At 64.4% G+C, this 20,919-nt stretch carries 20 protein-coding genes and 1 riboswitch; of the genes, 11 read left to right on the top strand and 9 right to left on the bottom strand.

What is annotated here, in order from left to right; translation table 11 throughout:
- The first annotated feature begins 6 nt into the window (after window positions 1-6).
- Complete coding sequence (locus tag A9K71_RS03385) at window positions 7-954, top strand: sugar kinase (protein ID WP_066990275.1); 948 nt, start codon at window positions 7-9, stop codon at window positions 952-954.
- On the opposite strand, the gene A9K71_RS03390 is transcribed toward A9K71_RS03385, so the two are convergent.
- Window positions 951-1,889, bottom strand: a complete 939-nt coding sequence (locus A9K71_RS03390) for a prephenate/arogenate dehydrogenase family protein (RefSeq protein WP_176477939.1) — start codon at window positions 1,887-1,889, stop codon at window positions 951-953. The two genes, A9K71_RS03385 and A9K71_RS03390, sit on opposite strands and share 4 nt — an antisense overlap.
- 6 nt (window positions 1,890-1,895) lie before the next feature.
- Complete coding sequence (gene hisC, locus A9K71_RS03395) at window positions 1,896-2,999, bottom strand: histidinol-phosphate transaminase (RefSeq protein WP_066990280.1); 1,104 nt, start codon at window positions 2,997-2,999, stop codon at window positions 1,896-1,898.
- Between the two features lie 135 nt (window positions 3,000-3,134).
- Window positions 3,135-3,212: riboswitch (SAM riboswitch) on the top strand.
- 90 nt (window positions 3,213-3,302) lie between these two features.
- Here hisC and A9K71_RS03400 point away from each other — a divergent pair.
- The 5 genes from A9K71_RS03400 (at window position 3,303) to A9K71_RS03420 (ending at window position 8,184) form a co-directional block, all read left to right on the top strand.
- Window positions 3,303-4,472 (top strand): homoserine O-acetyltransferase, encoded by a 1,170-nt coding sequence (locus tag A9K71_RS03400; protein ID WP_066990283.1) that lies wholly within the window; start codon window positions 3,303-3,305, stop codon window positions 4,470-4,472.
- 88 nt (window positions 4,473-4,560) lie between these two features.
- Window positions 4,561-5,175, top strand: a complete 615-nt coding sequence (gene metW, locus A9K71_RS03405; RefSeq protein ID WP_066990286.1) for a methionine biosynthesis protein MetW — start codon at window positions 4,561-4,563, stop codon at window positions 5,173-5,175.
- A complete protein-coding gene (locus A9K71_RS03410) occupies window positions 5,124-5,942 on the top strand; it encodes a Stf0 family sulfotransferase (RefSeq protein ID WP_156752576.1) in 819 nt (272 codons plus the stop codon). The genes metW and A9K71_RS03410 overlap by 52 nt, the downstream gene beginning before the upstream one ends.
- Window positions 5,943-6,057: 115 nt before the next feature.
- Window positions 6,058-7,047 (top strand): glycosyltransferase, encoded by a 990-nt coding sequence (locus A9K71_RS03415; RefSeq protein ID WP_066990292.1) that lies wholly within the window; start codon window positions 6,058-6,060, stop codon window positions 7,045-7,047.
- Between the two features lie 201 nt (window positions 7,048-7,248).
- Window positions 7,249-8,184, top strand: coding sequence for a glycosyltransferase family A protein (locus tag A9K71_RS03420; protein WP_066990295.1), 936 nt, complete (start codon window positions 7,249-7,251; stop codon window positions 8,182-8,184).
- Between the two features lie 43 nt (window positions 8,185-8,227).
- Here the strand turns inward: A9K71_RS03420 and A9K71_RS03425 are convergent, their stop codons facing one another.
- From A9K71_RS03425 to A9K71_RS03435, 3 genes are all read right to left on the bottom strand, one after another.
- Entirely contained in the window at window positions 8,228-9,025 is a 798-nt protein-coding gene (locus A9K71_RS03425) for a DUF1194 domain-containing protein (protein WP_082980322.1), read from the bottom strand.
- A gap of 51 nt (window positions 9,026-9,076) precedes the next feature.
- Entirely contained in the window at window positions 9,077-10,888 is a 1,812-nt protein-coding gene (locus A9K71_RS03430; RefSeq protein ID WP_066990298.1) for an ABC transporter ATP-binding protein/permease, read from the bottom strand.
- A gap of 119 nt (window positions 10,889-11,007) precedes the next feature.
- Window positions 11,008-11,778 (bottom strand): methyltransferase domain-containing protein, encoded by a 771-nt coding sequence (locus A9K71_RS03435; RefSeq protein WP_066990301.1) that lies wholly within the window; start codon window positions 11,776-11,778, stop codon window positions 11,008-11,010.
- A 100-nt stretch (window positions 11,779-11,878) separates the two neighbouring features.
- Here A9K71_RS03435 and gloB point away from each other — a divergent pair, with 100 nt between their 5' ends.
- On the top strand, window positions 11,879-12,646 hold the full coding sequence (gene gloB, locus A9K71_RS03440; protein ID WP_066990304.1) for a hydroxyacylglutathione hydrolase: 768 nt from the start codon (window positions 11,879-11,881) through the stop codon (window positions 12,644-12,646).
- 10 nt (window positions 12,647-12,656) lie between these two features.
- Window positions 12,657-13,088 carry a cupin domain-containing protein gene (locus A9K71_RS03445; RefSeq protein WP_066990307.1) on the top strand — a complete coding sequence of 144 codons (432 nt, stop codon included), beginning with the start codon at window positions 12,657-12,659 and terminating at the stop codon, window positions 13,086-13,088.
- Here A9K71_RS03445 and A9K71_RS03450 read toward each other — a convergent pair.
- Both A9K71_RS03450 and A9K71_RS03455 read right to left on the bottom strand, forming a co-directional pair.
- On the bottom strand, window positions 13,085-13,756 hold the full coding sequence (locus tag A9K71_RS03450; RefSeq protein WP_066990310.1) for a lysoplasmalogenase: 672 nt from the start codon (window positions 13,754-13,756) through the stop codon (window positions 13,085-13,087). The genes A9K71_RS03445 and A9K71_RS03450 overlap by 4 nt on opposite strands.
- A 143-nt stretch (window positions 13,757-13,899) precedes the next feature.
- Window positions 13,900-14,691, bottom strand: a complete 792-nt coding sequence (locus A9K71_RS03455; RefSeq protein ID WP_066990314.1) for a DUF3108 domain-containing protein — start codon at window positions 14,689-14,691, stop codon at window positions 13,900-13,902.
- A 254-nt stretch (window positions 14,692-14,945) separates the two neighbouring features.
- Between A9K71_RS03455 and rpmB the strand changes: the two genes are divergently transcribed.
- From rpmB to A9K71_RS03470, 3 genes are all read left to right on the top strand, one after another.
- On the top strand, window positions 14,946-15,242 hold the full coding sequence (gene rpmB, locus A9K71_RS03460; protein WP_066990317.1) for a 50S ribosomal protein L28: 297 nt from the start codon (window positions 14,946-14,948) through the stop codon (window positions 15,240-15,242).
- Between the two features lie 110 nt (window positions 15,243-15,352).
- Entirely contained in the window at window positions 15,353-16,030 is a 678-nt protein-coding gene (locus tag A9K71_RS03465; RefSeq protein ID WP_066990320.1) for a queuosine precursor transporter, read from the top strand.
- An 86-nt stretch (window positions 16,031-16,116) separates the two neighbouring features.
- Window positions 16,117-17,895, top strand: a complete 1,779-nt coding sequence (locus tag A9K71_RS03470) for a polysaccharide biosynthesis protein GtrA (protein ID WP_066990323.1) — start codon at window positions 16,117-16,119, stop codon at window positions 17,893-17,895.
- 66 nt (window positions 17,896-17,961) lie between these two features.
- Here A9K71_RS03470 and A9K71_RS03475 read toward each other — a convergent pair whose 3' ends face one another.
- Window positions 17,962-18,984 (bottom strand): esterase-like activity of phytase family protein, encoded by a 1,023-nt coding sequence (locus A9K71_RS03475; RefSeq protein ID WP_066990326.1) that lies wholly within the window; start codon window positions 18,982-18,984, stop codon window positions 17,962-17,964.
- Window positions 18,981-20,879: a cobaltochelatase subunit CobT gene (gene cobT, locus A9K71_RS03480; protein ID WP_066990329.1), complete on the bottom strand. Its 1,899-nt coding sequence runs from the start codon at window positions 20,877-20,879 to the stop codon at window positions 18,981-18,983. The genes A9K71_RS03475 and cobT overlap by 4 nt, the downstream gene beginning before the upstream one ends.
- Window positions 20,880-20,919 lie beyond the last annotated feature (40 nt).

The following is a 20,919-nucleotide window of genomic DNA, read 5'->3' on the forward strand; positions in this document are numbered from 1 at the left end:
ACTGCGATGGCCGGACCGGTCAAACTGCTCAGCGTCGGCGCGTTCACCCTCGACACGATCCTGCGTGTCGAGATGCTGCCCGCGCATCAGGGCAAGTTCATCGCCAGCGACGGTGTCCAGATCGCCTCCGGCATGGCGACGAGTGCGGCCTGCGCCGCGCATCGCCTCGGCGCCGATGTGTCGCTTTGGGCGAGCGCGGGAGACGATGCGGTCGGCGACCGGCTGATCGCCGAGATCGAGGCGGAAGGCGTCGACTGCAGCCTGGTCCGCCGCGTCGCCGGCGCGCGCTCGGCGCTGGCCGCGATCCTGGTGGATGCCCATGGCGAGCGCATCATCGTGCCCTTCTATGACAGCAGGGCGCAAGCCGATCCCGACACGCTGCCGCTTGCCGAATTTTCCGCCTTCAACGCCGTGCTGGTGGACGTCCGCTGGCCGGGCGCCGCCGCACTTGCCTTGGCGGCCGCGCGGGATGCCGGCCGTCCGGCGATCCTCGACGCCGACACGGCGCCGATCGACGTGCTCGAGCGGCTTTTGCCGTTGGCCTCGCACATCGTCGCCTCGGAGCCGGCGGCGCGGATCGTCTGCGGCCATGCGCTCGATCCGGAAAGCGCATGCGCCGATCTCGCCTCGCGCACCGACGCCTTCGTTGCGGTAACGGGCGGCGCTGCCGGAACCTGGTGGCATGACCGGGGAACCGGTCGCGTCCGGCATGTCGAGGCGCCGAAGGTCAAGGCGGTCGACACGCTCGCCGCCGGCGACGTCTTCCACGGCGCCTTCGCCGTCGGGCTTGCCGAAGCCATGCCGCCCGAGCAGGCGCTGCGCTTTGCCAGCGCCGCCGCCGCGCTTAAATGCCTGCGCTTCGGCGGCCGGCTCGGCGCTCCAAACAGAGCCGAGACAATGGCCATGATGGCGGCGCACTGGCCCCCATCGGGACAGATCGAGCAGAAGGCCTAGGGCTTGGCCCGCGGGTGCTCTACGGCCTGACGGCCGAAATCCGGGACATCGATATCCTGGCCGGCCTCGATGATCGAGCGGCGGATGGCGCGCGTGCGGGTGAACAGGTCGAACAGCTTTTCGCCGTCGCCCCAGCGGATCGCCCGCTGCAGCGAGGCCAGATCCTCCGAGAAGCGCGCCAGCATTTCCAGGATCGCGTCCTTGTTATGCAGGCACACGTCCCGCCACATGGTCGGGTCGGAAGCGGCCAGTCGGGTAAAGTCGCGAAAACCGGAAGCGGAATATTTGATGACTTCCGTCTTGGTCACCGATTCCAGGTCGTCGGCGGTGCCGACGATGTTGTAGGCGATGATATGCGGCAGATGCGAGACGATGGCCAGGGTCATGTCGTGATGCTGCGGGTCCATCGTGTCGATGTTGGAGCCGCAGCGCCGCCAGAATTCGGAGAGCTTTTCCAGCGCCTCCGGATCCGTGCCCGGCAGCGGCGTGAAGATGCACCAGCGGTTGTCGAAGAGGTCGGCGAACCCGGCATCCGGCCCGGACTTTTCCGTGCCCGCCAGCGGGTGCCCGGGGATGAAATGCACACCGACGGGCACATGCGGCTGCATTTGCGCGATCACCGAAGCTTTGGTTGAGCCGACATCGGTAAGGATCGCGCCTTTCTTCAGCGCCGGCGCGATTTCGGCCGCGACCTCGCCGGACGAGCCGACCGGAACCGAGACGATGACGAGATCCGCGTCGCGCACTGCGTCTTCGGCCTCGGTCGTGTAGGAATCGCCGAGACCCAGTTCCTCGGCGCGCTTGAGCGTCGATTGGCTGCGCGTCGCGATAGCGATGTGGCGCGCCAGGCCTTCGCGGCGGATGACGCGGGCGAGCGACGAACCGATCAGGCCGATGCCGACCAGCGCTATTCTTCCGAACATCGGTGCTGTCATGGTGCTTCAGCTTTTCAGAAATGTCTTGAGCGCCTCGACGACGCCGCGATTGGCCTCCTCGATGCCGATGCTCATGCGCAGCGCGTTGGGAAAGCCGTAGCCGGTGACGCGCCGCAGGATGTAGCCACGCGCGCTGAGATAGTCGTCCGCGGCCGCTGCCGAATGCTTTTTGTTGTCGGGGAAGTGGATCAGCACGAAATTGCCGACGCTGGGCGTCACGCGCAGCCCGAGCCCGGTCAGTTCCTCGCTGACCCAGGCAAGCCACTTCTCGTTATGCGCCACGCTGCGTTCAATATGGGCGCGGTCGCGGATGGCCGCGATACCGGCCTCGATCGCGGTCGCATTGACGTTGAAGGGCCCGCGCACCCGGTTGATGGCATCGACGATATGCGCCGGTCCGTACATCCAGCCGATGCGTGCGCCGCCGAGGCCGAGCTTGGAGAAGGTGCGGGTCATGACCACGTTCTCCGAGCTCCCGGCCAGCTCGATGCCGGCTTCATAGTCGTTGCGCCGCACATATTCGGCATAGGCCGCGTCGAGCACCAGGAGCACGCTCTTGGGCAGTCCGGCATGCAGCCGGCGCACCTCCTGGAACGGCACATAAGTGCCGGTCGGATTGTTGGGGTTGGCGAGGAACACGATCCGCGTCGCCGGCGTCACCGCGGCGAGGATTGCGTCGATGTCGGCGCGCTCGTCCGTCTCCTTGACCGCCACCGGCTTGGCGCCGGCGGCTTGGATATAGATCTTGTAAACCATGAAGGCGTGTTCGGTGAACACGGCCTCGTCTCCCGGCGCGAGATAGGTCTGCGCCAGCAGCCCCAGGATCTCGTCGGAGCCATTGGAGCAGACGATGTTTGCCGGATTGAGGCCGTGCACATCGGCGATCGCCTCGCGCAGCCGGCGGGCGGAGCCGTCGGGATAAACGTCCAATTTGGCAGCCACCTCCCGGGCGGCCTCGATCGCCTTCGGCGAGGGCCCGAGCGGATTCTCATTGGACGACAGCTTGTAGACCTTCGTCACGCCGGCCGGCGCGGTACTTTTTCCCGGCACATAGGCCTCGATGTCCATGATGCCCGCGCGGGGCGTCGGACGTGGCTGATCCTGCTTCATGTCACAAATCCGTCGAGAGGCCCTGGTTCGAGGCCGCAGCGGAAATACAGGCCGTGGCCCCGAATGTCGAGGGCCGGCGCGCTCGCGCGTAGGCAGACCGTTGACGAAGCGCCGCGCTGGCCCTAGAAGAACAGCCGGATCTCCCGTGGTGATTTGGCCGGTCGGCTTGCAGCCACGTTAAACAATTCGCTAAAGGGCCGTTTGCAACCTGTAACCGGCTTTGCGAAGGCAGGCCGGTTTTTTGTTGTCCGTTGCCGGCCGGACGCCGTATCGCGAGATCGATGCGACTGGATGGGGAATGCAATGGCCGCTCAGCGCGCTCCAAGGACCAACCACGAGGCCGACCAACCGTCGAGCCCGGTGTTGCAGTTCGGTCCCGACAAGCCGTTAAAACTCGATGCGGGCACCGTGCTGTCGCCGTTCCAGGTCGCTTACCAGACCTACGGCGCCCTCAACGACGCCCGCTCCAACGCCATCCTCGTCTGCCACGCGCTGACCGGCGACCAGCATGTCGCCAGCACCAATCCCGTGACCGGCAAGCCGGGCTGGTGGGAGGTGCTGATCGGCCCCGGCAGGATCATCGACACCAGCCGCTTTTTTGTCATTTGCGCCAACGTCATCGGCGGCTGCCTCGGCTCCACCGGCCCGGCCTCGACCGATCCGGCGACAGGCAGGCCCTATGGGCTCGACCTGCCGATCATCACCATCCGCGACATGGTGCGGGCGCAGCTGATGCTGGTCGATCATTTCGGCATCGAGAAGCTGTTCTGCGTGCTCGGCGGCTCGATGGGCGGCATGCAGGTGCTGCAATGGGCCGCAAGCTACCCGGGACGCGTCTTCTCCGCGTTGCCGATCGCCACCGGCGCCCGCCATTCGTCGCAGAACATCGCCTTCCACGAAGTCGGGCGGCAGGCCGTCATGGCCGATCCGGACTGGCACGGCGGCAAATATCTCGATTTCGGCAGGCGGCCGGAAAAGGGGCTCGCCGTGGCGCGCATGGCCGCGCACATCACTTACCTCTCGGAAGCAGCGCTGCACCGCAAGTTCGGCCGCAACCTGCAGGATCGCGAGGCGCTGACCTTCGGCTTCGACGCCGATTTCCAGATCGAAAGCTATCTGCGCCATCAGGGCATGACCTTCGTCGACCGCTTCGATGCCAACTCCTATCTCTATCTGACCCGCGCTATGGACTATTTCGACCTCGCCGCCGACCACGGCGGACGGCTGGCCGATGCCTTCGCCGGCACCAAGACACGCTTCTGCCTGGTATCGTTCACAAGCGACTGGCTGTTTCCGACCGAGGAAAGCCGCTCGATCGTGCATGCGTTGAACGCCGCCGGCGCGTCCGTCTCCTTCGTCGAGATCGAGACCGACCGCGGCCACGACGCTTTCCTGCTCGACGAACCGGAATTGTTCGCGGCCATCAACGGCTTCATAGCCTCGGCGGCGCGCGCAAGGGGGCTCAGCCTATGAGCGGCGCGCGATCTCTGTGTCTTGGCCGCACTTCTGAGGCGCCGAGATTCCCATTGGCCGCAAATGCTCAAAGGCCGGAGGTGTGCCCATGAGCGTCAATCGCGCCCAGCGCGTCGACCTCGAAGTCGTCACCGATCTCATCCCGCCGCATTCGCGCGTGCTCGATGTCGGCTCCGGCGATGGCGTGCTTCTGGAGGTTCTGCAGGCGACCAAGCAGGTTGATGGCCGCGGCCTGGAGCTGTCACAGCGCGGCGTCAACGAATGCGTGGCGCGCGGCCTTTCCGTCGTCCAGGGCGATGCCGACAAGGACCTCGAATTCTACCCCGACAAAGGTTTTGATTTCGTCGTCCTGTCGCAAACGCTGCAGGCGACCCGCAACCCGAAACTTGTGCTCGACGAGCTGCTTCGGATCGGCAACCGCGCGATCGTCTCCTTCCCCAATTTCGGCCATTGGCGCGTGCGCTTCTCGCTGCTGATCAAGGGCAGGATGCCGGTCACCAAGGACCTGCCCTATTCCTGGTACGACACGCCGAACATCCACTTCTGCACCATTCGCGACTTCGTCAACCTGTGCGAAGAGCTCGGCGCGACGGTCGAGAAGGCGACCGCGCTCGACGCCAACGGCCAGAAGATCGGCCTGTCGATGCCCTGGTGGTTCTGGAACTTCTTCGGCCAGCAGGCAGTGTTCTTGCTGAAACGATGATCTCGCTCGATCTCTTTCGACGCCGGCCGGCCGTGGTTCAAATCCCGTCGGAAATTCTGTCGGAGATAAGCACTGGGATTCTTGTGTGCACTTCGCCGCGTACCGGCAGCAATCATCTTGCAGGACTGATGGCTTCCGCCGGGCTGGGCAATCCACTGGAGTGGTTTGGCGGGCGCCGGCTGCTCGAACAGCCAGGCTATCCGCGCGATGCCAGAGGGCAGCTTCTGAGGGCGCTGACGGAAGGACGGTCCTCTTGCGGAATCTACGCGATCAAGCTTTTTGCGAGTCAATTCGCTCAAGTTGCCAAGAAGGTGAACCTCCCCGCCAGTCTTCCCAACCTTCACTATGTGCGCCTGACGCGCAGCGATCTGCTGGGTCAGGCGATCTCATGGGCGCGTGCGCGCCAAACCCGCAGATTCCGCTCTACCGAGGTCAGTCGCGCAGCCCCACGCTATGACGGCGAGGCTATCGCCGAATCGCTTGAAAAGATTCTGATGGAAAATCTGGCCTGGGATGGGTGGTTCGCGAAAAACGGGCTGTCCTTCCTTGCGCTAACTTACGAGCAGGTCCAGCAAGACCCGAGAGGAAGCCTCGAGAAAATTGCCCAGTTGGCCGGGGTCGAGCCTGTCTGGAGAATGAATGTCGGGTCAGGTCTCGAAATCCAGCGCGACGCGACCAATGACGAATGGAGAAAACGTTTCCTGTCTGAATATGCCGACCCGTCGAGCTTCCCGCACAGAAAAAAGCGCGGGTTCCTGAAGATCTAGAAAGAATCATGCGATTGAAGCGCAAACTTGCAAATAGAATGGCACCGAGAATCGTTTGACGGCATACCCCGCAGGGCTATAGCGACTGTACCGGCAAAACTGGTGGTGATTATCTATGGCTGAACACCCGATCTATTCGATCGTCATGGAGATGGAGAACGCCAAATCCATCGACTGGAACGAGATCGGCCTGGGGCTGAAGTCACTGGCGCGCGAAATCGCGGCTGTTTCCGCTAAGGGTTTTGCAAGGCCAAAAGTTGTCGTGTCGCATGGCGGGCCCGATTCGGACGGCAGCTTGCTGCAAGCGAGCATTGAAGCTGAAGCGCCTGAATTGATGCAGGTTGCCGACCTGACAATCACAGCTTGCCCCGACGGTCGGTATTACGAACTCAAGAACAACGGCGTGCTTTTGACCGAAGGAGACATCGTCGTTTTCCTGGATTCGGACACGGTCCCTCAGCCAGGTTGGCTTTCAAATCTGCTGCAGCCGTTTCAACAGCCGCAAACCGTCTGCGTGAACGGCCATACCTATCTGTCCTATGACGACTTCTTCTCGAGAACCTTCGCCTTGATCTGGTTCTTCCCGATGGCCCGCGGAGATGAAAGATTCGCCTCGAAGCGGGCGATCAATGCCAACAATGTCGCCTTCCGGCGCCATTGGATCGTCAACCACCCTTTCCCGGCACATAACGGCTTCAAGGTGTCCTGCACGCTGCTGATGCACCAGCTTCGGCGCGAGGGCCACAAGATCGTCAACGTCGATGCGCGCGTTTACCACTACTCTCCGCGTGGCTGGCGGTTCTTCTATTGGCGCGCGTTGGTGACCGGCAGGGACGCCGACCGCAAGTTCGTCGCGCTTCATGCCCCCAGTCGCAGCCAGCGGATCGTCAAGTCGTTCAGTCGCTGGTGGACCATGTCGTGGCGCACGACGCGACGCGTGCTCAGCCACGCGCCGCAAACGGGTATGCCTCTTTGGCAGATCCCGTTTTCACTGGTGGTAGGCCTGGCTTTTTATACCCTGGCATTTCTTGGTCATTTCAGCCTCGCTGCCGGTCTCGTAAGCGACGAAATCGAAACCGTGCCTGACTATGTCGGGCATAGTTGAAGGATAAACCGCCGCGAAGTGTTGCTTTCAAACCGCATGACTTTGAGGAAACACGCTCTGAACTTGACCCCGATGCGACACCTCAGGTGACATAGGCGGCTCTTTTCTGTAGCGTTTGCCGAATCCATCCGGGGGCGGACATGGAGGCAGGTGGTGCGAGTATCTTACGGTCATCGTTTATCTGCCCATAACGAAAGTTAGATGCCGACTGCCTCCGACACAGCTCCGCTGATCACCGTGATCACGCCGACGCACAACCGGCGAAGCCAGGTCGTGCGCGCGGTGGAAAGTGTTCTTGCCCAGACACTTACCCGCTTCGAGCACATTGTTGTCGACGACGGTTCGACCGACGGAACGGCCTTGGCGCTGGCCGAGATTCGCGATCCCAGACTGATCTATGTCGGCGCGAAATGGCGCGGCGCCAATGCCGCGCGCAACGCGGGCATCGAGCGCGCGCGGGCGCCGATCGTGACCTTTCTTGATTCGGACGATGTCTATCTGCCGGACCGCCTCGACCGGACGCTGTCGCACTTCGACAGGAACCCCTCGCTCGAAGTGCTGATCAGTTCCTTCATCTCGGTCAAGGGCGGCCGCAGCACCAAATGCATCAATCGTCAGGCCTTGCTCGACAAGAGCAGGCTGCAGCGCGCCCTGGTCTCGCAGACGATCTTCATCGCTGGCTCGGCGATCACCGCCCGGCACGAATCGCTGCTTGCGATCGGCGGCTTTGACAGCGATATCACGCGCATGCAGGACCGCGAATTGCTGCTGCGTTTTGCCAACCGCAGCGGCGCCTTGCTGTCGGATGATATCGACTGGAAGAAATACAATTCGGAAAATTCGATCTCCGGCCGGCGCGACGGCTATGTCGAGGCCTACGCCAACCTGATCGGCAAACATCCTTATATTGCCGACCGCTATCCCGACGTGCCGCCCTATATGATCGCGCGGCAGATCATCGCCGACATATTGAAGGGGAGGCTGCCACAGGCCTTTTCGGGCTATCTCGCCAATCGGTCGTCAAAGGCGCTCGGCTACTCGCCGACCGAACTGCTGCGCGGCTATGTCGTCGGCCGGCGCTGGCGCCGCGATTGCTATGACGAGTTCCGCGCCAGATACGGCGCCCGGGCGGCCTGAGGCACAGCGCGGCGCTCTGGCCGAAACAGTGCAAATGGGGACTTCACCGATCCAGCTTCGGAAAATAAGGATCGGAAAACCGCTGCCGCAGCCGTTCGCCAAGCAGGCAGTCGGTCGGCGCCTCCGAATCGACGCGGATGCTTCCGGCGTCGCCGATCCCGCTCACCTCCTGGATCAGCTTGCGGCGGATAGCCGTCGAGAATTCCGACGCCGCATAGATCGGCAGCACGAACGAACCGGGGCCGCCGGTGACGCAATCGGCATAGTAGCGGTCGAGACGAATGACGCTCGGCGACGGACTGATCAGGATCGGCAGGCCGTTGACCACGATGCCCTTGGCCAAAGCCGCATCACGGATCATCGCGACGGGCAGCCCGGCATTGTTGGGCCCGTCCCCCGATATGTCGATGACCCGGCGCGGCGCCGAGTAGCTGTTTTTCTCCAGAAGTCCGGCGCCGAATCCGAGAGCGCCTGAAATCGACGTGCCGCGAAAGCTCCGGAACGGACGACCCGCGATGGTGTCGGCGAAGGCGTTGGCGCTGTCCGCGCCGTCGATCACTTGCCAGCCGATCACGCCGTCGTCGCGCACGACGCCCGCCCATTCGAAATAGGCGAGCGCGATGCGGCCCCTCGGGCCCGAGCGCGCGGCGCTGATGAAGTCGGGATGGCGCAGCGCCTCGACATAGCCGGCGCGCTGCAGGGCGAACTCTTCTTCGTCCATCGATTGCGAGATGTCGACGGCCAGCACGAGTTCGACATCGACGGCAGTGCCGCCGATTGCAGGCATTGGCGCTGCCTCGGCGCAGGCAAGGCACGCAAGCAGGCTGAACAGCTTGACCACGGCAGGTTCCACCACGCCGGGATTGTTCCCGGCGATCGCGGCGAAATAAAGCTATTTCTTGGCGCGCGCGGCAACAGGCGGGGGCTCGATCGCCCCGGCGCGGAGACGGGCCGGCTTGAGCGCCGATCCGCCGCTGTCCTTTACGATGGTGAGCGCGCGCGGGAAGAACTGGTTGTTGTGCAGACCGCGCCCGATATTGAGGATGGCGGCGTGCGGCAGTCTGGACTGCAGCATCGCCAGCACGCGCCGAAGCGTGGCGCCGTCGAACGTATCCAGCGCTTCGTCGATGATCACCCATTTCGGCTTCCTCAGCGCCAGCCGGGCGAAGGCGAGCAGCCGCTGCTCGTCGTCGGCCAGCTCATGCTCCCAGCGCGCCGAGCGGTCGAGCTGGAACGAGAGGCGCTCGAGGCCGACTTCACCGAGCACGGCGGAAATCTCGGCGTCGTCGATCTTGGCGCCTTCGGCATGGTTGAGCACGTCGCGCAGCGTGCCGAGCGGGAAATAGGGGGTGCGCGGCACGAAGAACGGTGTCTGTCCGGCCGGCATGCCAATGCGGCCGCCGCCCCATGGCCAGAGGCCGGCGATCGCGCGGAAGAACAGCGTCTTGCCGGCGCGCGGATCGCCGGTGATCATGACGCGCTCGCCGGCCTTTATCTCGACCTCCGTCTCCGCAAGCCTGGTGCAGCCGTCGGGCGAGGCGACTTCGAGCTTGTCGAATGTCAGCGTGCCATTTGCGTTTTCGCCGAACGCGATGCGCTTTTGCTTGGCATGCAGGATGTCCGTTTCGCCGAGCGCGATGCGAAAGTCGGCAACGCGCATCAGCGTTGCCCGCCAATCGGCGATGGCGCCGATGTTGTTGATGAACCAGCGCAGCGAGGAATTCACCTGGTTGAAGGCGCCGACGGCCATCATCAAACCGCCGAAGCTGATGTCGCCAGCGAAATAGACCGGTGCGGCGACCAGAATCGGCGCCACCACGGTGATCCAGCCATAGGCGTCGGTAACCCAGGACAGGTTGATCTGGGCGCTGTAGATGCGCCGCATGGCGTCGAGCACGCCGCCGAGGTCGAGCTCGAGCTGCCGCCTGGCGTCCGCCTCGCCATGGGTGAGCGCGATGGCGTCGACATTCTCGTTGACGCGGACCACGGAGGAGCGCAGCACGGCCTCGCGCGTGTAGCGATCGCTGTTGAAGCGGATCAGCGGCCGGCCTACCAGCCAGCTCAGCCAGGAGGCGATGCCGGCATAGAGGATCGCCGCCCAGACCATGTAGCCCGGTATTTCCAGCGAATGGCCGCCGACATGGAAGACGAAGCCGGAAGAGAGCTCCCACAGCACGCCGATGAAGGACACAAGCAGGATGAAGGATTGCAGCAGGCCGACGCCGAGATCGGTCGACAAGTCGGAGAGATGCCCCGCGTCCTGCTGCATGCGCTGATCGGGATTGACGCCGATCGCGCCCGCATGGGTGAGCCGGAACGCACGCGCCGGCCGCATCCATTCATCGATCAGGTCGAGCGTCAGCGCCTCTCGCAACTTCAGCCGGATCGTCTGGTTGAGCCAGGTCTGGCCGACATTGAGCACCAGGAGGCTGCCGGCGATTGCGGCAAACACCATCAGCTGATGCAGGAAGCCCGGCAGGTCGCGCCGCGCCAGGGCATCGTAGAAAGGCTGGTTCCAGCGGTTGAGCAGCACTTGCCCGATCGAGGTCGCGACGATGACGCCGACAATCCCGATCGAGGCCCACAGGAGCCGCCTGCGCACCGGCGATGCCTTCAGCGCCAGCCTGATCGCCGCCAGCTGGTCTGAGAGGCGGCTCGTCTCGACTGAGAACGCGGCCTGTTCGATACTGGGCGTGTGGTCCATGATGCGAGATCCCTGCTGCCAGGAACGGTCATTGGCGGCGATGCCGCACCCCGAACCCGCCTCTGAGATAGGGTGACGATTGCCGTATGACGCAAGGCTTGGCCCCGATCACGAACGCGTCATCCGCCTGCCCGCGGCACCGGGCCGCCGGCCCGACGCCCGAGCGTCGTTGCGCCCTGTGGCGAGAACACCGGCACGAAGACGCGGCGCGAGGCGCGCTGCGCGACAGGCACGCCCTGGTAGAGCCGCTTCTGCGCCTCGACGACGATAACCCCGGAAAAGATCGGCCAGAGCCGCCGGCCGGCGCGCTCCAGCACGTTGTGGAACTGCATCATGGAGCGCCGCGGCGATGGCGGAAAGAACAGCGCGTCCGACCATGCGGCCGGCGTGAAATTGGCCTCGCGCAGCAATTCGGTGAGCTGGCCGCGCGAGAACGGCCGGCCGTTGCCGAAGGGCGTGTGCTCAAAACGCGCCCAGACGCCGCGCCGGTTGGGCACGACGATGACGACCCTGCCTGCCGGCGACAGCACGCGCCAGATCTCGTTCAGCGTCTCGCGCGGATTTTCGACATGTTCGAGCGAGTGGACGAGCAGCATGCGGTCGATGCAGGAATCGACCAGCGGCAGCTCCTCGTCGAAGACCAGCGCCGTCGCCGTCGGCCCCGTCGCCGGCCAGACCACCGCCCCTTGCGTCGCCGGCATGAAGGCAAAGACGCGCTCGGCATCGGCGCCGAACCGCTCCAGCCACGGCAGCGTGTAGCCGAGGCCGACCAGGCGCTCGTTCGGAACGGGCGCCCATATCGACGACAGCGACATGGTGATCGCGCGCTCGGCGAGGCGCCCGAGCGTGGTCGAATAGAAGGACCGGAGATCGACGATATCGGAATGCATGCGCCGGACGGTAGCCGCGATATCCGGCGAGTTCAACAAAGGCGGATGACATCGACAGCCGGGCGCCCTATGTCTGCGGCCATAAACGGAGAGCGACGAGATGCCGGTCGAAATCGAACAGTTCATGTGCCGCACCGACAATTTCGGCGTTCTGGTGCATGACCCCAGGAGCGGGCAGACGGCGATCATCGATGCCCCGGAAGAAGCGCCGATCCTCGCCGCGATCAAGCGCACCGGCTGGTCCCCGACGATGATCCTGACCACGCATCATCATGGCGACCATGTCGAGGCCAACCTGGCCCTGAAGGAGCGCTTCAAGCTCACCATCGTCGGACCGGAAGCGGAACAGGCGAAGATCCCCGGCATCGACGAGACGGTCAGCCAGGGTTCCGTCATCCGCCTCGGCGAAGAAGAGATCGAGGTCATCGAGACGCCCGGCCATACCGCCGGCCATGTCTCTTACCATTTGCCGGCCTCGAAGGTGGCCTTCACCGCCGACACGCTGTTTGCGCTGGGCTGCGGCCGGCTCTTCGAATGCAAGCCGCCGATTATGCACGAATCGCTGAAGAAGCTTGCCGCCCTTCCGGCCGAGACCGTCATCTATTGCGGCCACGAATACACATTGGCCAACGCGCGTTTCGCGCTGACCGTCGACCCCAGCAATTCAGCTTTGAAAGAGCGCGCCGCCAGGATCGAGAAGCTGCGCGCCGACAACAAGCCGACCCTGCCGACGACGATCGGCGAGGAACTGTCGACCAATCCGTTCCTGCGCTGGCACGACCCGGCGATCCGCAGGCATCTCGGCATGGAAAGGGCGAGCGACACGGACGTGTTCGCCGAGATCCGCAAGCGCAAGGATAACTTCTGAGCGTTCCTGCATGACCAGCGCCGCCGAAATCATCGCCGCGCTCGGCCTCGAGCCGCACCCCGAGGGCGGCTGGTATGCCGAGACGTTTCGCGACGCGGAAGGTGGCACGCGCGGCTATTCGACCGCGATCTACTTCCTTTTGGAGGAAGGCCAACGTTCGGCCTGGCACCGGGTCAAGGACGCGGCGGAGGTCTGGCATTTCTATGCCGGCGCGCCGCTGGCGCTCGCCATGCATGAGGAAGGCTCCGGCACCGTCGTCGAACATCTATTGGGCGCGGCACTCGCCGCCGGCGAGCGGCCGCAGATCGTGGTCCCGGCCGGCTGTTGGCAGTCGGCGCGCAGCCTCGGCGAATGGACGCTGGTCGGCTGCACGGTGGCACCGGGCTTCGATTTCGCCGCCTTCGATCTGGCCGAGCCGGGCTGGCAGCCGAAAACAGCCTAAGCCAGCAGGAAACCAAGCGTGATCGCCAACTGGGCCGCATAATAGAGCACCCAGACCGCATAGCGCATCCAAACGCGATGCGGCGAACTCGCGGCCAGCAGGAAGCGCTCTGCCGCCAGCAGCCCGTCCGATATGATGAACAGCACGGCTCCGGCGATAACCCAGGGATGGAAGGTCGTGAGCGCCGAAACACCCATGGCGAGGATCGCCCCGGCATAGACGGCGACCGGAACGCGCAGGGCAGGTCCGACGCGCCGCCAAAGCGCGGCGAGCATCGTGCTAACGAAAACCGCCAGCGCCAGCGCAATGGCGCCGCGCCAGGACTCGGCGGTGAGCAGGCCGATTCCGCCACCGGCGTTCAGGAACAAGGCGACATAGGCGACATGCGCGGCAAGAAAGCTCGCCAGCCCTCCAAGAAAGGCTTTTTCACCGTCTTGGGAGAGGAACGCGTCGCCGGCAGCGCTGAGCGCCAGCGCTGCGACGAGCAGCGGCGGACCGCCCTGCATGACGGCGAGCGCCGCCAGCAAGGCCACGGCCAGCGTCTTGGCGGCGGAACGGGCGAGGCGTGGCGGCAGCTCGAGCGCAAGGACGTAAATCGCGGCGGCGGCGATCGAGAACAAAAGCGTCGCATTGGGATTGGCGTCGATGCCGCCCGGAAACGGCATCATGCGCGCGCTCCGCCGGTCGCCGGCTTGCGCAGCCGCGAGGCGTCGGTGAGCAGTGCAAGCAGCGCCCACAGGGCGACCGCCGAGAAACCGATCAGTGTTGCGCGCCCCATGCCCCATCCCCGGCGGCGCGCCGTGGCGCCTAACTATTCGGCTGCTTCGAACCGTCTTGCGCTGATGGTCAGCGGGCCGATCTGGGTCCCGACCGTGGCGCGGATCGGCGCATATACGCCGGATTGGCCGACGGGTGCAAATGTCACCATCATGCGGCTTTTGTTCTTCAGGAAGTCCAGCGCCTTGCGGCCCTTGCGATAGCCCGCCACCGGCTCGAAGCCCATCTTGCAGGTCACGGTGTCGCCCTTGTAGCCCGGCACCGAGATCGAGCCTTTCGAGGCATAGGTCAGCGACAGGTTGGCGCGCATCTCGCCATCGTAGAATTTGACGGTCCGCCCGCAGACCTTGTCCAGGCTGTCGGCATGGACGACGGTCGCGGCCATCGGATCGACCACCGATTTCAGGTCGCCGGAGCCGACCGGCACCCAATTCTTGGGATCGCGCTTGCCGGGCTCCGGAACGACCTTCGTCGAGGAGACGTCGCCATCGGCGAAGCGTATGTCGACCACCGATGCCTTCTTGCCGGAAGTATAGTCGGCCCGGAAGGCCCGCGGCCGCATCTGCTGGCCCGAAATCGTACCCTTCGACGAGATCGTGCCTTTCGTATCGTCGAACAGCTTGGCGATGCCGGCGGCCGAGACGGTGCCATTGATGGCATAGGTGTCGCCGTCGTAACGGCTGGAAAACGTCGCCCTGGCGACCGAAAGGCCCAGGAACGACACGGTGTATTCGCCCTTGAAGGACTGCGGCGAGGCAGCAGCGAAGGCGGTTGAAGGCACAGCGACGGCGAGCAGCGCGGCAAGGGCGTGGGATGGGCGAAGCATGGCGGCAGCAGGTCCTTGATACTGGCGGAAACGCAACGGTTCCAGCCTGGCAATCCCTTCGCGCAGGGCTTATACGACGAATTCCGGCCTTTATATGGAGCGAGCTTGGCCGCCGCGTAGGTGCCGGAGCTTGACGTAGTGGCGAAATGCAACTATGGAACGCCAACTTTTTCCAAAGGCCGCCTGACCGAGACCGCGCGCCGCCTGGCGCGGGCAGAATGGTTTGGCAGGTTTAGAACTGAAGGTTAGACAAGATGTCCCGCACCTGCGAGCTCACTGCCAAGGCAGTCCAGACCGGCCACAATGTGAGCCATGCCAACAACAAGACCAAGCGTCGCTTCCTGCCGAACCTGGTCAATGTGACGCTGATTTCCGAAGTGCTGAACCAAAACGTTCGCCTGCGCATTTCGGCCAACGCGCTGCGTTCGGTCGAGCATCGCGGCGGGCTCGACGCGTTCCTGGCCAAGGCCGACGCCAAGGAGCTGTCGCAGCGCGCTCGCCTGCTGAAGAAGCAGATCGCGAAGAAGCTCGCCGAGCAGTCGGCCGCCTAAAGCTCTCTTTTCAGGCGGGGGACGACCGCCTCGAGCACCGGCTCCAAACTGGTGCTCGGACCTGAGCGCCGTCATGACGCTCGGCTGGTTCCATTACCCAGGATAAAAAAATGAACTTCCTTTCACGGTACCTGCCTTTCGTGGCCGCCATGGCGCTTGTCGTCGTGGCGTCCAATATCCTTGTCCAGTTCCCGATGCAGGGCCAGATCGGCGGCCTGTCGCTGGCCGACCTGCTCACCTGGGGCGCCTTCACCTATCCTTTCTCCTTCCTGGTCACCGATCTTGCCAATCGTCGCTACGGCCCGGTGGTGGCGCGCAAAGTGGTCTTCGTCGGCTTCATGACGGCGGTCGTCTGCTCGATCCTTGTTCCGCCCTTCCTGTTCCGCCACGGTCTGGTCGCGTTCGAGACCGCCGCTGACCGGCTGGTGCGAATCGCGGCCGCGTCCGGCGCCGCCTTCCTCGCCGCACAACTGCTCGACGTGACCGTGTTCAATCGTCTGCGCCGGCAAAGCTGGTGGCGCGCGCCGATCGTCGGCACGCTGGTCGGCTCTGTCTTCGATACGGTGGTGTTCTTCGGCGTCGGCTTCTCCGCCGCCTTCGCCTTTGTCGGGCCGAACGACGGCTTCGCGCTGGAGACGGCACCGCTGATGGGCGTGATGCCTGTCGAAACCATGCGCTGGGTGTCCTGGGCGCTTGGCGATCTCTCGGTCAAACTGATCATCGCGGTGGTGGCACTGATCCCCTACCGGCTGCTTGCCGCCCGCTGGAGCCAGCCGGCCATCGCCTGACCCTTGAAGCGGCCCTTCGCGGCTTTACGCTTTGTTACGGCCATTGGTGCAGGATCGCCAAAACGATCCAGGACATTGCCATCAGCATGACCATCCAGGGCACCGGTTGGAAACATGACCTTCTGCTTGCGCTCTGCGCGACGCTGCTCGTGCTGGGGATCAATGCGATCTCCGGCTTCCCAACGATCGCGGACCTTGGCGCCGACAATGACAGCATGCTGAGGCTGGTCGAAGTTCGCGACCTCTTGGCTGGACAGGGCTGGTTCGATCTTCATCAATACAGGATGGGCCTGACCGGCGGCTTCGTCATGCACTGGTCGCGGCTGGTCGACACCCCGATCGCGCTGATCATCTTCACCTTCCAGGCCCTGGGCGCCAGCACGGCTGCCGCCGAAAAGGCAGCGCAGATCATCTGGCCGCTTTCCCTATATGGGCTCACTATATTCGTCATCCTGCGCGCTTCCCGGCGTTTCGCCGGTACGGACGTGGCGATGCCTGCGCTGGTGCTGTGCACTGCGGCGCTGTTCTTTATCGGCATTTTCCACCCTGGCACCCTTGACCACCACAACGTCCAGCTCCTGCTCACGGCAGCCAGTCTCTGGCTTATGACGGAGGCTCCCTTCCGGCGGTCAGCCGCTCTTCTGTCCGGCCTGTGTGCAGGCCTCACCCTTGCCGTCGGCATGGAGACGGCGCCTTATGTGGCCACACTTGGCGCCTGCGCCGCCGTGCTCTTCATCTTCGATGAAAGGGAGCGCCAGACCGCGCGCGGCTTCGGCATCGGATTTGCCGCGATAGCCTTGGTGGTTCTTGTTGCCACCATACCGCCGTCGGCCTGGGGCGTGGCCGAGTGCGACGCCTTCTCGGCTTTCCAGTTCGTCATCGCGGCGCTGTCGGGCTTTGGACTGGCGGCGATTGCGGGTCTACCCGGACAGTCGACGGCTAAGAGGCGGTTCCTCTCAATGTCCGCGTTGGCCGTTGCAATTGCGGCCGTTGCGCTCCTGTTCTTCCCGCAATGCCTGGCATCGCCCTATGCCGGCATGGATGAGCGCATTCGCACCTATTGGCTGAACGACGTCGTTGAGGCGCAGCCCTTCCTCAGCGTGGCCGTCAACGAGCCGAAGCTGATGGCGGCGCGTTATGTGACGCCCTTCATCGCAATCCTGTTGATTGGCCTTCAGCTGCGCAGCCGCCGCCTGCGCCGCGAGGAAGCCCTTACCGCCGTGCTGCTGATCGTCGCTTTCGCCGTCAGCCTATGGCAGGTGCGCGGCTCGACCTTCTCGGTTGCCTTCGCGGTGCTGCCGCTCTCGACCTGGATCGCCGGGGTTCGCCTGCAGGCAACCGCCGCGCAGTCGTGGCGCGTCTCCACCCGCATCGCGGCGGCATGGCTGGTATCGCTCAATGCGACCTGGGCCGGCGTCGCCGTCGCCGCGCAGTCCGTGGTCCAAAAGGCACCCGCAAAGATCAATTCCGATGCCGATCATGCGCTGACCTGCGGCAAGGCCTCGGACTTCAGCGACCTAGCCGGCATGCCGGCAACGGCGGTGCTTGCGTCCTCCAATCTCGGCTCCCCCATCCTGATGTTTACCGGCCATAGGGCGTTGGCCGGCCCCTATCATCGCAATGTCGGCGGCAATCTCGCCATGCTCGACGCCTTCATGGGAACGCCGGATGCCGCCCGCGCCATCATTGAGCGCGAGCATGTCGGGCTGGTCGCCATATGCCGCGGCAATTCGGAAGAGCTTTCGCTCGCCGCCCAAGCTCCGAAGGGCCTGGCCGCGAAGCTGCTGAAGCGGGACGTTCCCGATTGGCTGGAACTGGACGACGCGACGGCGAGCAAGCCGGTCGAGATCTATAAAGTCCGCTGAGGTGGGCAACTTCGGGACAAATGCGCAGCGGTTTTCCGTTCCGAATTGGACGAAACCAAGCGCCGCTCAGTCCTGGTGCAGGATGAATTCCAGGTAGAGGTTCCGCTGCAGGATCGATTGATTGTCGTCCGACACCAGCGACACCATCAGCGCGCCGTCGTCGCGGGTCCAGACGTCGAGCCCTTCCATATTGTCGATCTGGTAGCCCATATCGGCGTCGATCAGCACCGGACCGTCGGCGACCGCGCCCTTCTCGATGCTCTCGCCATAGATACGCCTCAGCCGCATCTTCACCCCGCGCGCCATCGAGAAGCTGCGTTCGAGTAGCAGCAGGTCGCCATCGGGCAGGAAGGCGCCGTCGGTGATGTCGAAATTGCCGTTGCGCTTGACGGTGAAGACGCCCTTCCTCGGTCCCTCGATGATGGCGGCATAGATGTTGCCGGCCTTGTCGAGGCTCTTTTCCGACACCACGACCAGGCCACCCTCGTGCTGGCCGTAAGGGTTGGCGTGTGTGACCGTCTCGAAGCCGCGGTTCTGGCGCAGCTCCCGCGCCGGGACCAGATAGTCGAGCGTCTTGAACGGAGCCTTCATATTGTCCGGCTCGACCTTGAACTGGACGACGCGCTGGTCGCGCTCGAAACCGACGGTGGCGATACCGTCCTTGACCGCGAGGCCTTCGGCGTCGACCTCCCATTTCTTCTCGATCGGCTGGCCCGAGGCGTCGACCATCTGCTGCATGCGGAAATTCGACACGCCCGAGGGGCGCTTGTCGGCATCGTGGGTGATGGTGCCGAAGAACCAGAAGCCGGTATCGGTGACGCCAATGAAATCGCTGCCTGATTTGAGGAAGCGGAAAGCCGAAAGTGCGCCGAAATCGCGCGACGGCGAGGTCATCTCCAGCCCGCCGACGAACTCGAGCGACCCGAACTGTTTCCGGTCGCGGCCGATATGGAACTCGGTGATCGGCCGCGCTGAAACTTCGATCGTCTCAACCGCAGCGCCTCCCTCGGCGAAGACCGGAGAGGCGGCCGAACAGACCAGCGCGCAAACAAAAGCCGTCCGCCGGCATCCGCCCCGCGAAAGGATCATCCGGCGCGCCTCAAGCCACCGCGCCGCGTGTCGCGCGCGCTCTCCTCGCCGAACAGCGATGCCAATTGCTCCGTCATGGCGCCGGCCAGCTCTTCGGCATCGACGATGGTGACGGCGCGGCGATAGTAGCGCGTGACATCGTGGCCGATGCCGATGGCTAAAAGCTCCACCGGCGAGCGCGTCTCGATGAGATCGATCACCGCGCGCAAATGGCGCTCCAGATAGTTGCCGGGGTTGACCGAGAGCGTGGAATCGTCGACCGGCGCGCCGTCCGAGATCATCATCAGGATCTTGCGCTGTTCCGGCCGGCCGATCAGCCGGTTGTGCGCCCAAAGCAGCGCCTCACCGTCGATGTTTTCCTTGAGCAGGCCCTCGCGCATCATCAGGCCGAGATTGCGGCGCGCGCGCCGCCACGGATGGTCGGCGGACTTGTAGATGATGTGGCGCAGATCGTTGAGCCGGCCCGGATTCGACGGCTTGCCGTCCTTCAGCCACTTCTCGCGCGCCTGCCCGCCTTTCCACGCACGTGTGGTGAAGCCGAGGATTTCCACCGAAACCCCGCAGCGCTCCAGAGTGCGCGCCAGGATGTCGGCGCAAGTCGCGGCAACCGTGATCGGCCGCCCGCGCATCGAGCCCGAATTGTCGAGCACCAGCGACACCACCGTGTCGCGGAACTTGGTGTCGCGCTCCTGCTTGAAGGACAACGGCTGCATCGGATCGATAACGACGCGCACCAGCCTGGATGGATCGAGATAGCCCTCCTCCAGATCGAAATCCCAGGAGCGGTTCTGCTGCGCCATCAGCCGCCGCTGCAGCCGGTTTGCCAGGCGGCCGACGACGCCGGAGAGATTGGCGAGCTGCTTGTCGAGGAAGGCGCGCAGCCGGTCGAGCTCCTCTTCCTCGCAAAGGTCCTCGGCCCCGACCGTCTCGTCGAAGGCGGTGGTGAAGACCTTGTAGTCGATGTCCTTCGGCAGGTTGAGGAAGGGATTTTCGTTGCGGCGCGCCTCGCCCGGCGTCTCGGCGTCGGAATCATCCTCGTCGGAAAGATCGTCCGATGTGGCGTCGGTCGCCTCGGTTTCGGCCGACTCTTCCTCGTCGGCGGAAGCCTCGGCGTCCTCGGACTGCGACTGTTCGGAGCCGGAATCGTCCTCGCCGCCTTCCTCGCTCTGCTCCTCGCCCTGCTGCTCGTTTTCCTCGTTGTCCTCGGAGTCTTCCGTCTCCTGGTCGTCGCCGAGTTCCTCGGCCATCTCCATGGAGACGAGCATGTCGCGCACGATGCGGGCGAAGGCTTGCTGGTCATCGAGCCTGGACGACAGGCCGTCGAGGTCGCTGCTGGCCTTTTCCTCGACCCAGGGCCGCCACAGATCGACCAGTCGCTCGCCGCTCTTCGGCACGGTGCGGCCGGTAAGCTTTTCGCGCACCATCAGGGCAAGCGCCTCCTCGAGCGGAGCGTCGGCCTTGTCCCTGACGTCGACCAGGTTTGCCCTGGCGTATTTGTCCTCGAGCATCGAGCCGATATTGTCGGCCACACCCTGCATGGCGCGGCTGCCGATCGCCTCGACGCGGGCCTGCTCGACGGCATCGAAAATAGCCCGCGCGAGCTTGCCTTCCGGCGCCAGCTTGCTGTGGATGCGCTGATCGTGGCAGGCGCGCTTCAGCGCCATGGAATCGCCGATGCCGCGGGTGATCGCGATGTCGGTGCGGGAAGCCTTCTTCGGCAGCTCGGGCAGCCTGGCGCGGTTGCCGGCCAGCGCCGGCCGATCCTTGGCGAAGCCGACCTCGAGATCCTTGTCGCCGGCGACGGCGCGCATGCAGACGGTGACGGCGCGCTTGAAGCTGTCCGCTTCAGACCCGTTCTTCGGCTTGTTGCGCGTGTTGTCGCCCGGACCCGCCATCGATCATTCCCTGCGCGTTGTGGTCCGAAAGGCCAAGCCT

Source organism: Mesorhizobium sp. WSM3873 (assembly GCF_001672445.1).
Lineage (GTDB): Bacteria > Pseudomonadota > Alphaproteobacteria > Rhizobiales > Rhizobiaceae > Mesorhizobium.

Coding starts and splice junctions, on each gene's coding strand:
- A9K71_RS03385 (WP_066990275.1), top strand. CDS start 7: ATGGCCGGACCGGTCAAACTGCTCAGCGTCGGCGCGTTCACCCTCGAC.
- A9K71_RS03390 (WP_176477939.1), bottom strand. CDS start 1,889: ATGACAGCACCGATGTTCGGAAGAATAGCGCTGGTCGGCATCGGCCTG.
- hisC (WP_066990280.1), bottom strand. CDS start 2,999: ATGAAGCAGGATCAGCCACGTCCGACGCCCCGCGCGGGCATCATGGAC.
- A9K71_RS03400 (WP_066990283.1), top strand. CDS start 3,303: ATGGCCGCTCAGCGCGCTCCAAGGACCAACCACGAGGCCGACCAACCG.
- metW (WP_066990286.1), top strand. CDS start 4,561: ATGAGCGTCAATCGCGCCCAGCGCGTCGACCTCGAAGTCGTCACCGAT.
- A9K71_RS03415 (WP_066990292.1), top strand. CDS start 6,058: ATGGCTGAACACCCGATCTATTCGATCGTCATGGAGATGGAGAACGCC.
- A9K71_RS03420 (WP_066990295.1), top strand. CDS start 7,249: ATGCCGACTGCCTCCGACACAGCTCCGCTGATCACCGTGATCACGCCG.
- A9K71_RS03430 (WP_066990298.1), bottom strand. CDS start 10,888: ATGGACCACACGCCCAGTATCGAACAGGCCGCGTTCTCAGTCGAGACG.
- A9K71_RS03435 (WP_066990301.1), bottom strand. CDS start 11,778: ATGCATTCCGATATCGTCGATCTCCGGTCCTTCTATTCGACCACGCTC.
- gloB (WP_066990304.1), top strand. CDS start 11,879: ATGCCGGTCGAAATCGAACAGTTCATGTGCCGCACCGACAATTTCGGC.
- A9K71_RS03445 (WP_066990307.1), top strand. CDS start 12,657: ATGACCAGCGCCGCCGAAATCATCGCCGCGCTCGGCCTCGAGCCGCAC.
- A9K71_RS03450 (WP_066990310.1), bottom strand. CDS start 13,756: ATGATGCCGTTTCCGGGCGGCATCGACGCCAATCCCAATGCGACGCTT.
- A9K71_RS03455 (WP_066990314.1), bottom strand. CDS start 14,691: ATGCTTCGCCCATCCCACGCCCTTGCCGCGCTGCTCGCCGTCGCTGTG.
- rpmB (WP_066990317.1), top strand. CDS start 14,946: ATGTCCCGCACCTGCGAGCTCACTGCCAAGGCAGTCCAGACCGGCCAC.
- A9K71_RS03465 (WP_066990320.1), top strand. CDS start 15,353: ATGAACTTCCTTTCACGGTACCTGCCTTTCGTGGCCGCCATGGCGCTT.
- A9K71_RS03470 (WP_066990323.1), top strand. CDS start 16,117: ATGACCATCCAGGGCACCGGTTGGAAACATGACCTTCTGCTTGCGCTC.
- A9K71_RS03475 (WP_066990326.1), bottom strand. CDS start 18,984: ATGATCCTTTCGCGGGGCGGATGCCGGCGGACGGCTTTTGTTTGCGCG.
- cobT (WP_066990329.1), bottom strand. CDS start 20,879: ATGGCGGGTCCGGGCGACAACACGCGCAACAAGCCGAAGAACGGGTCT.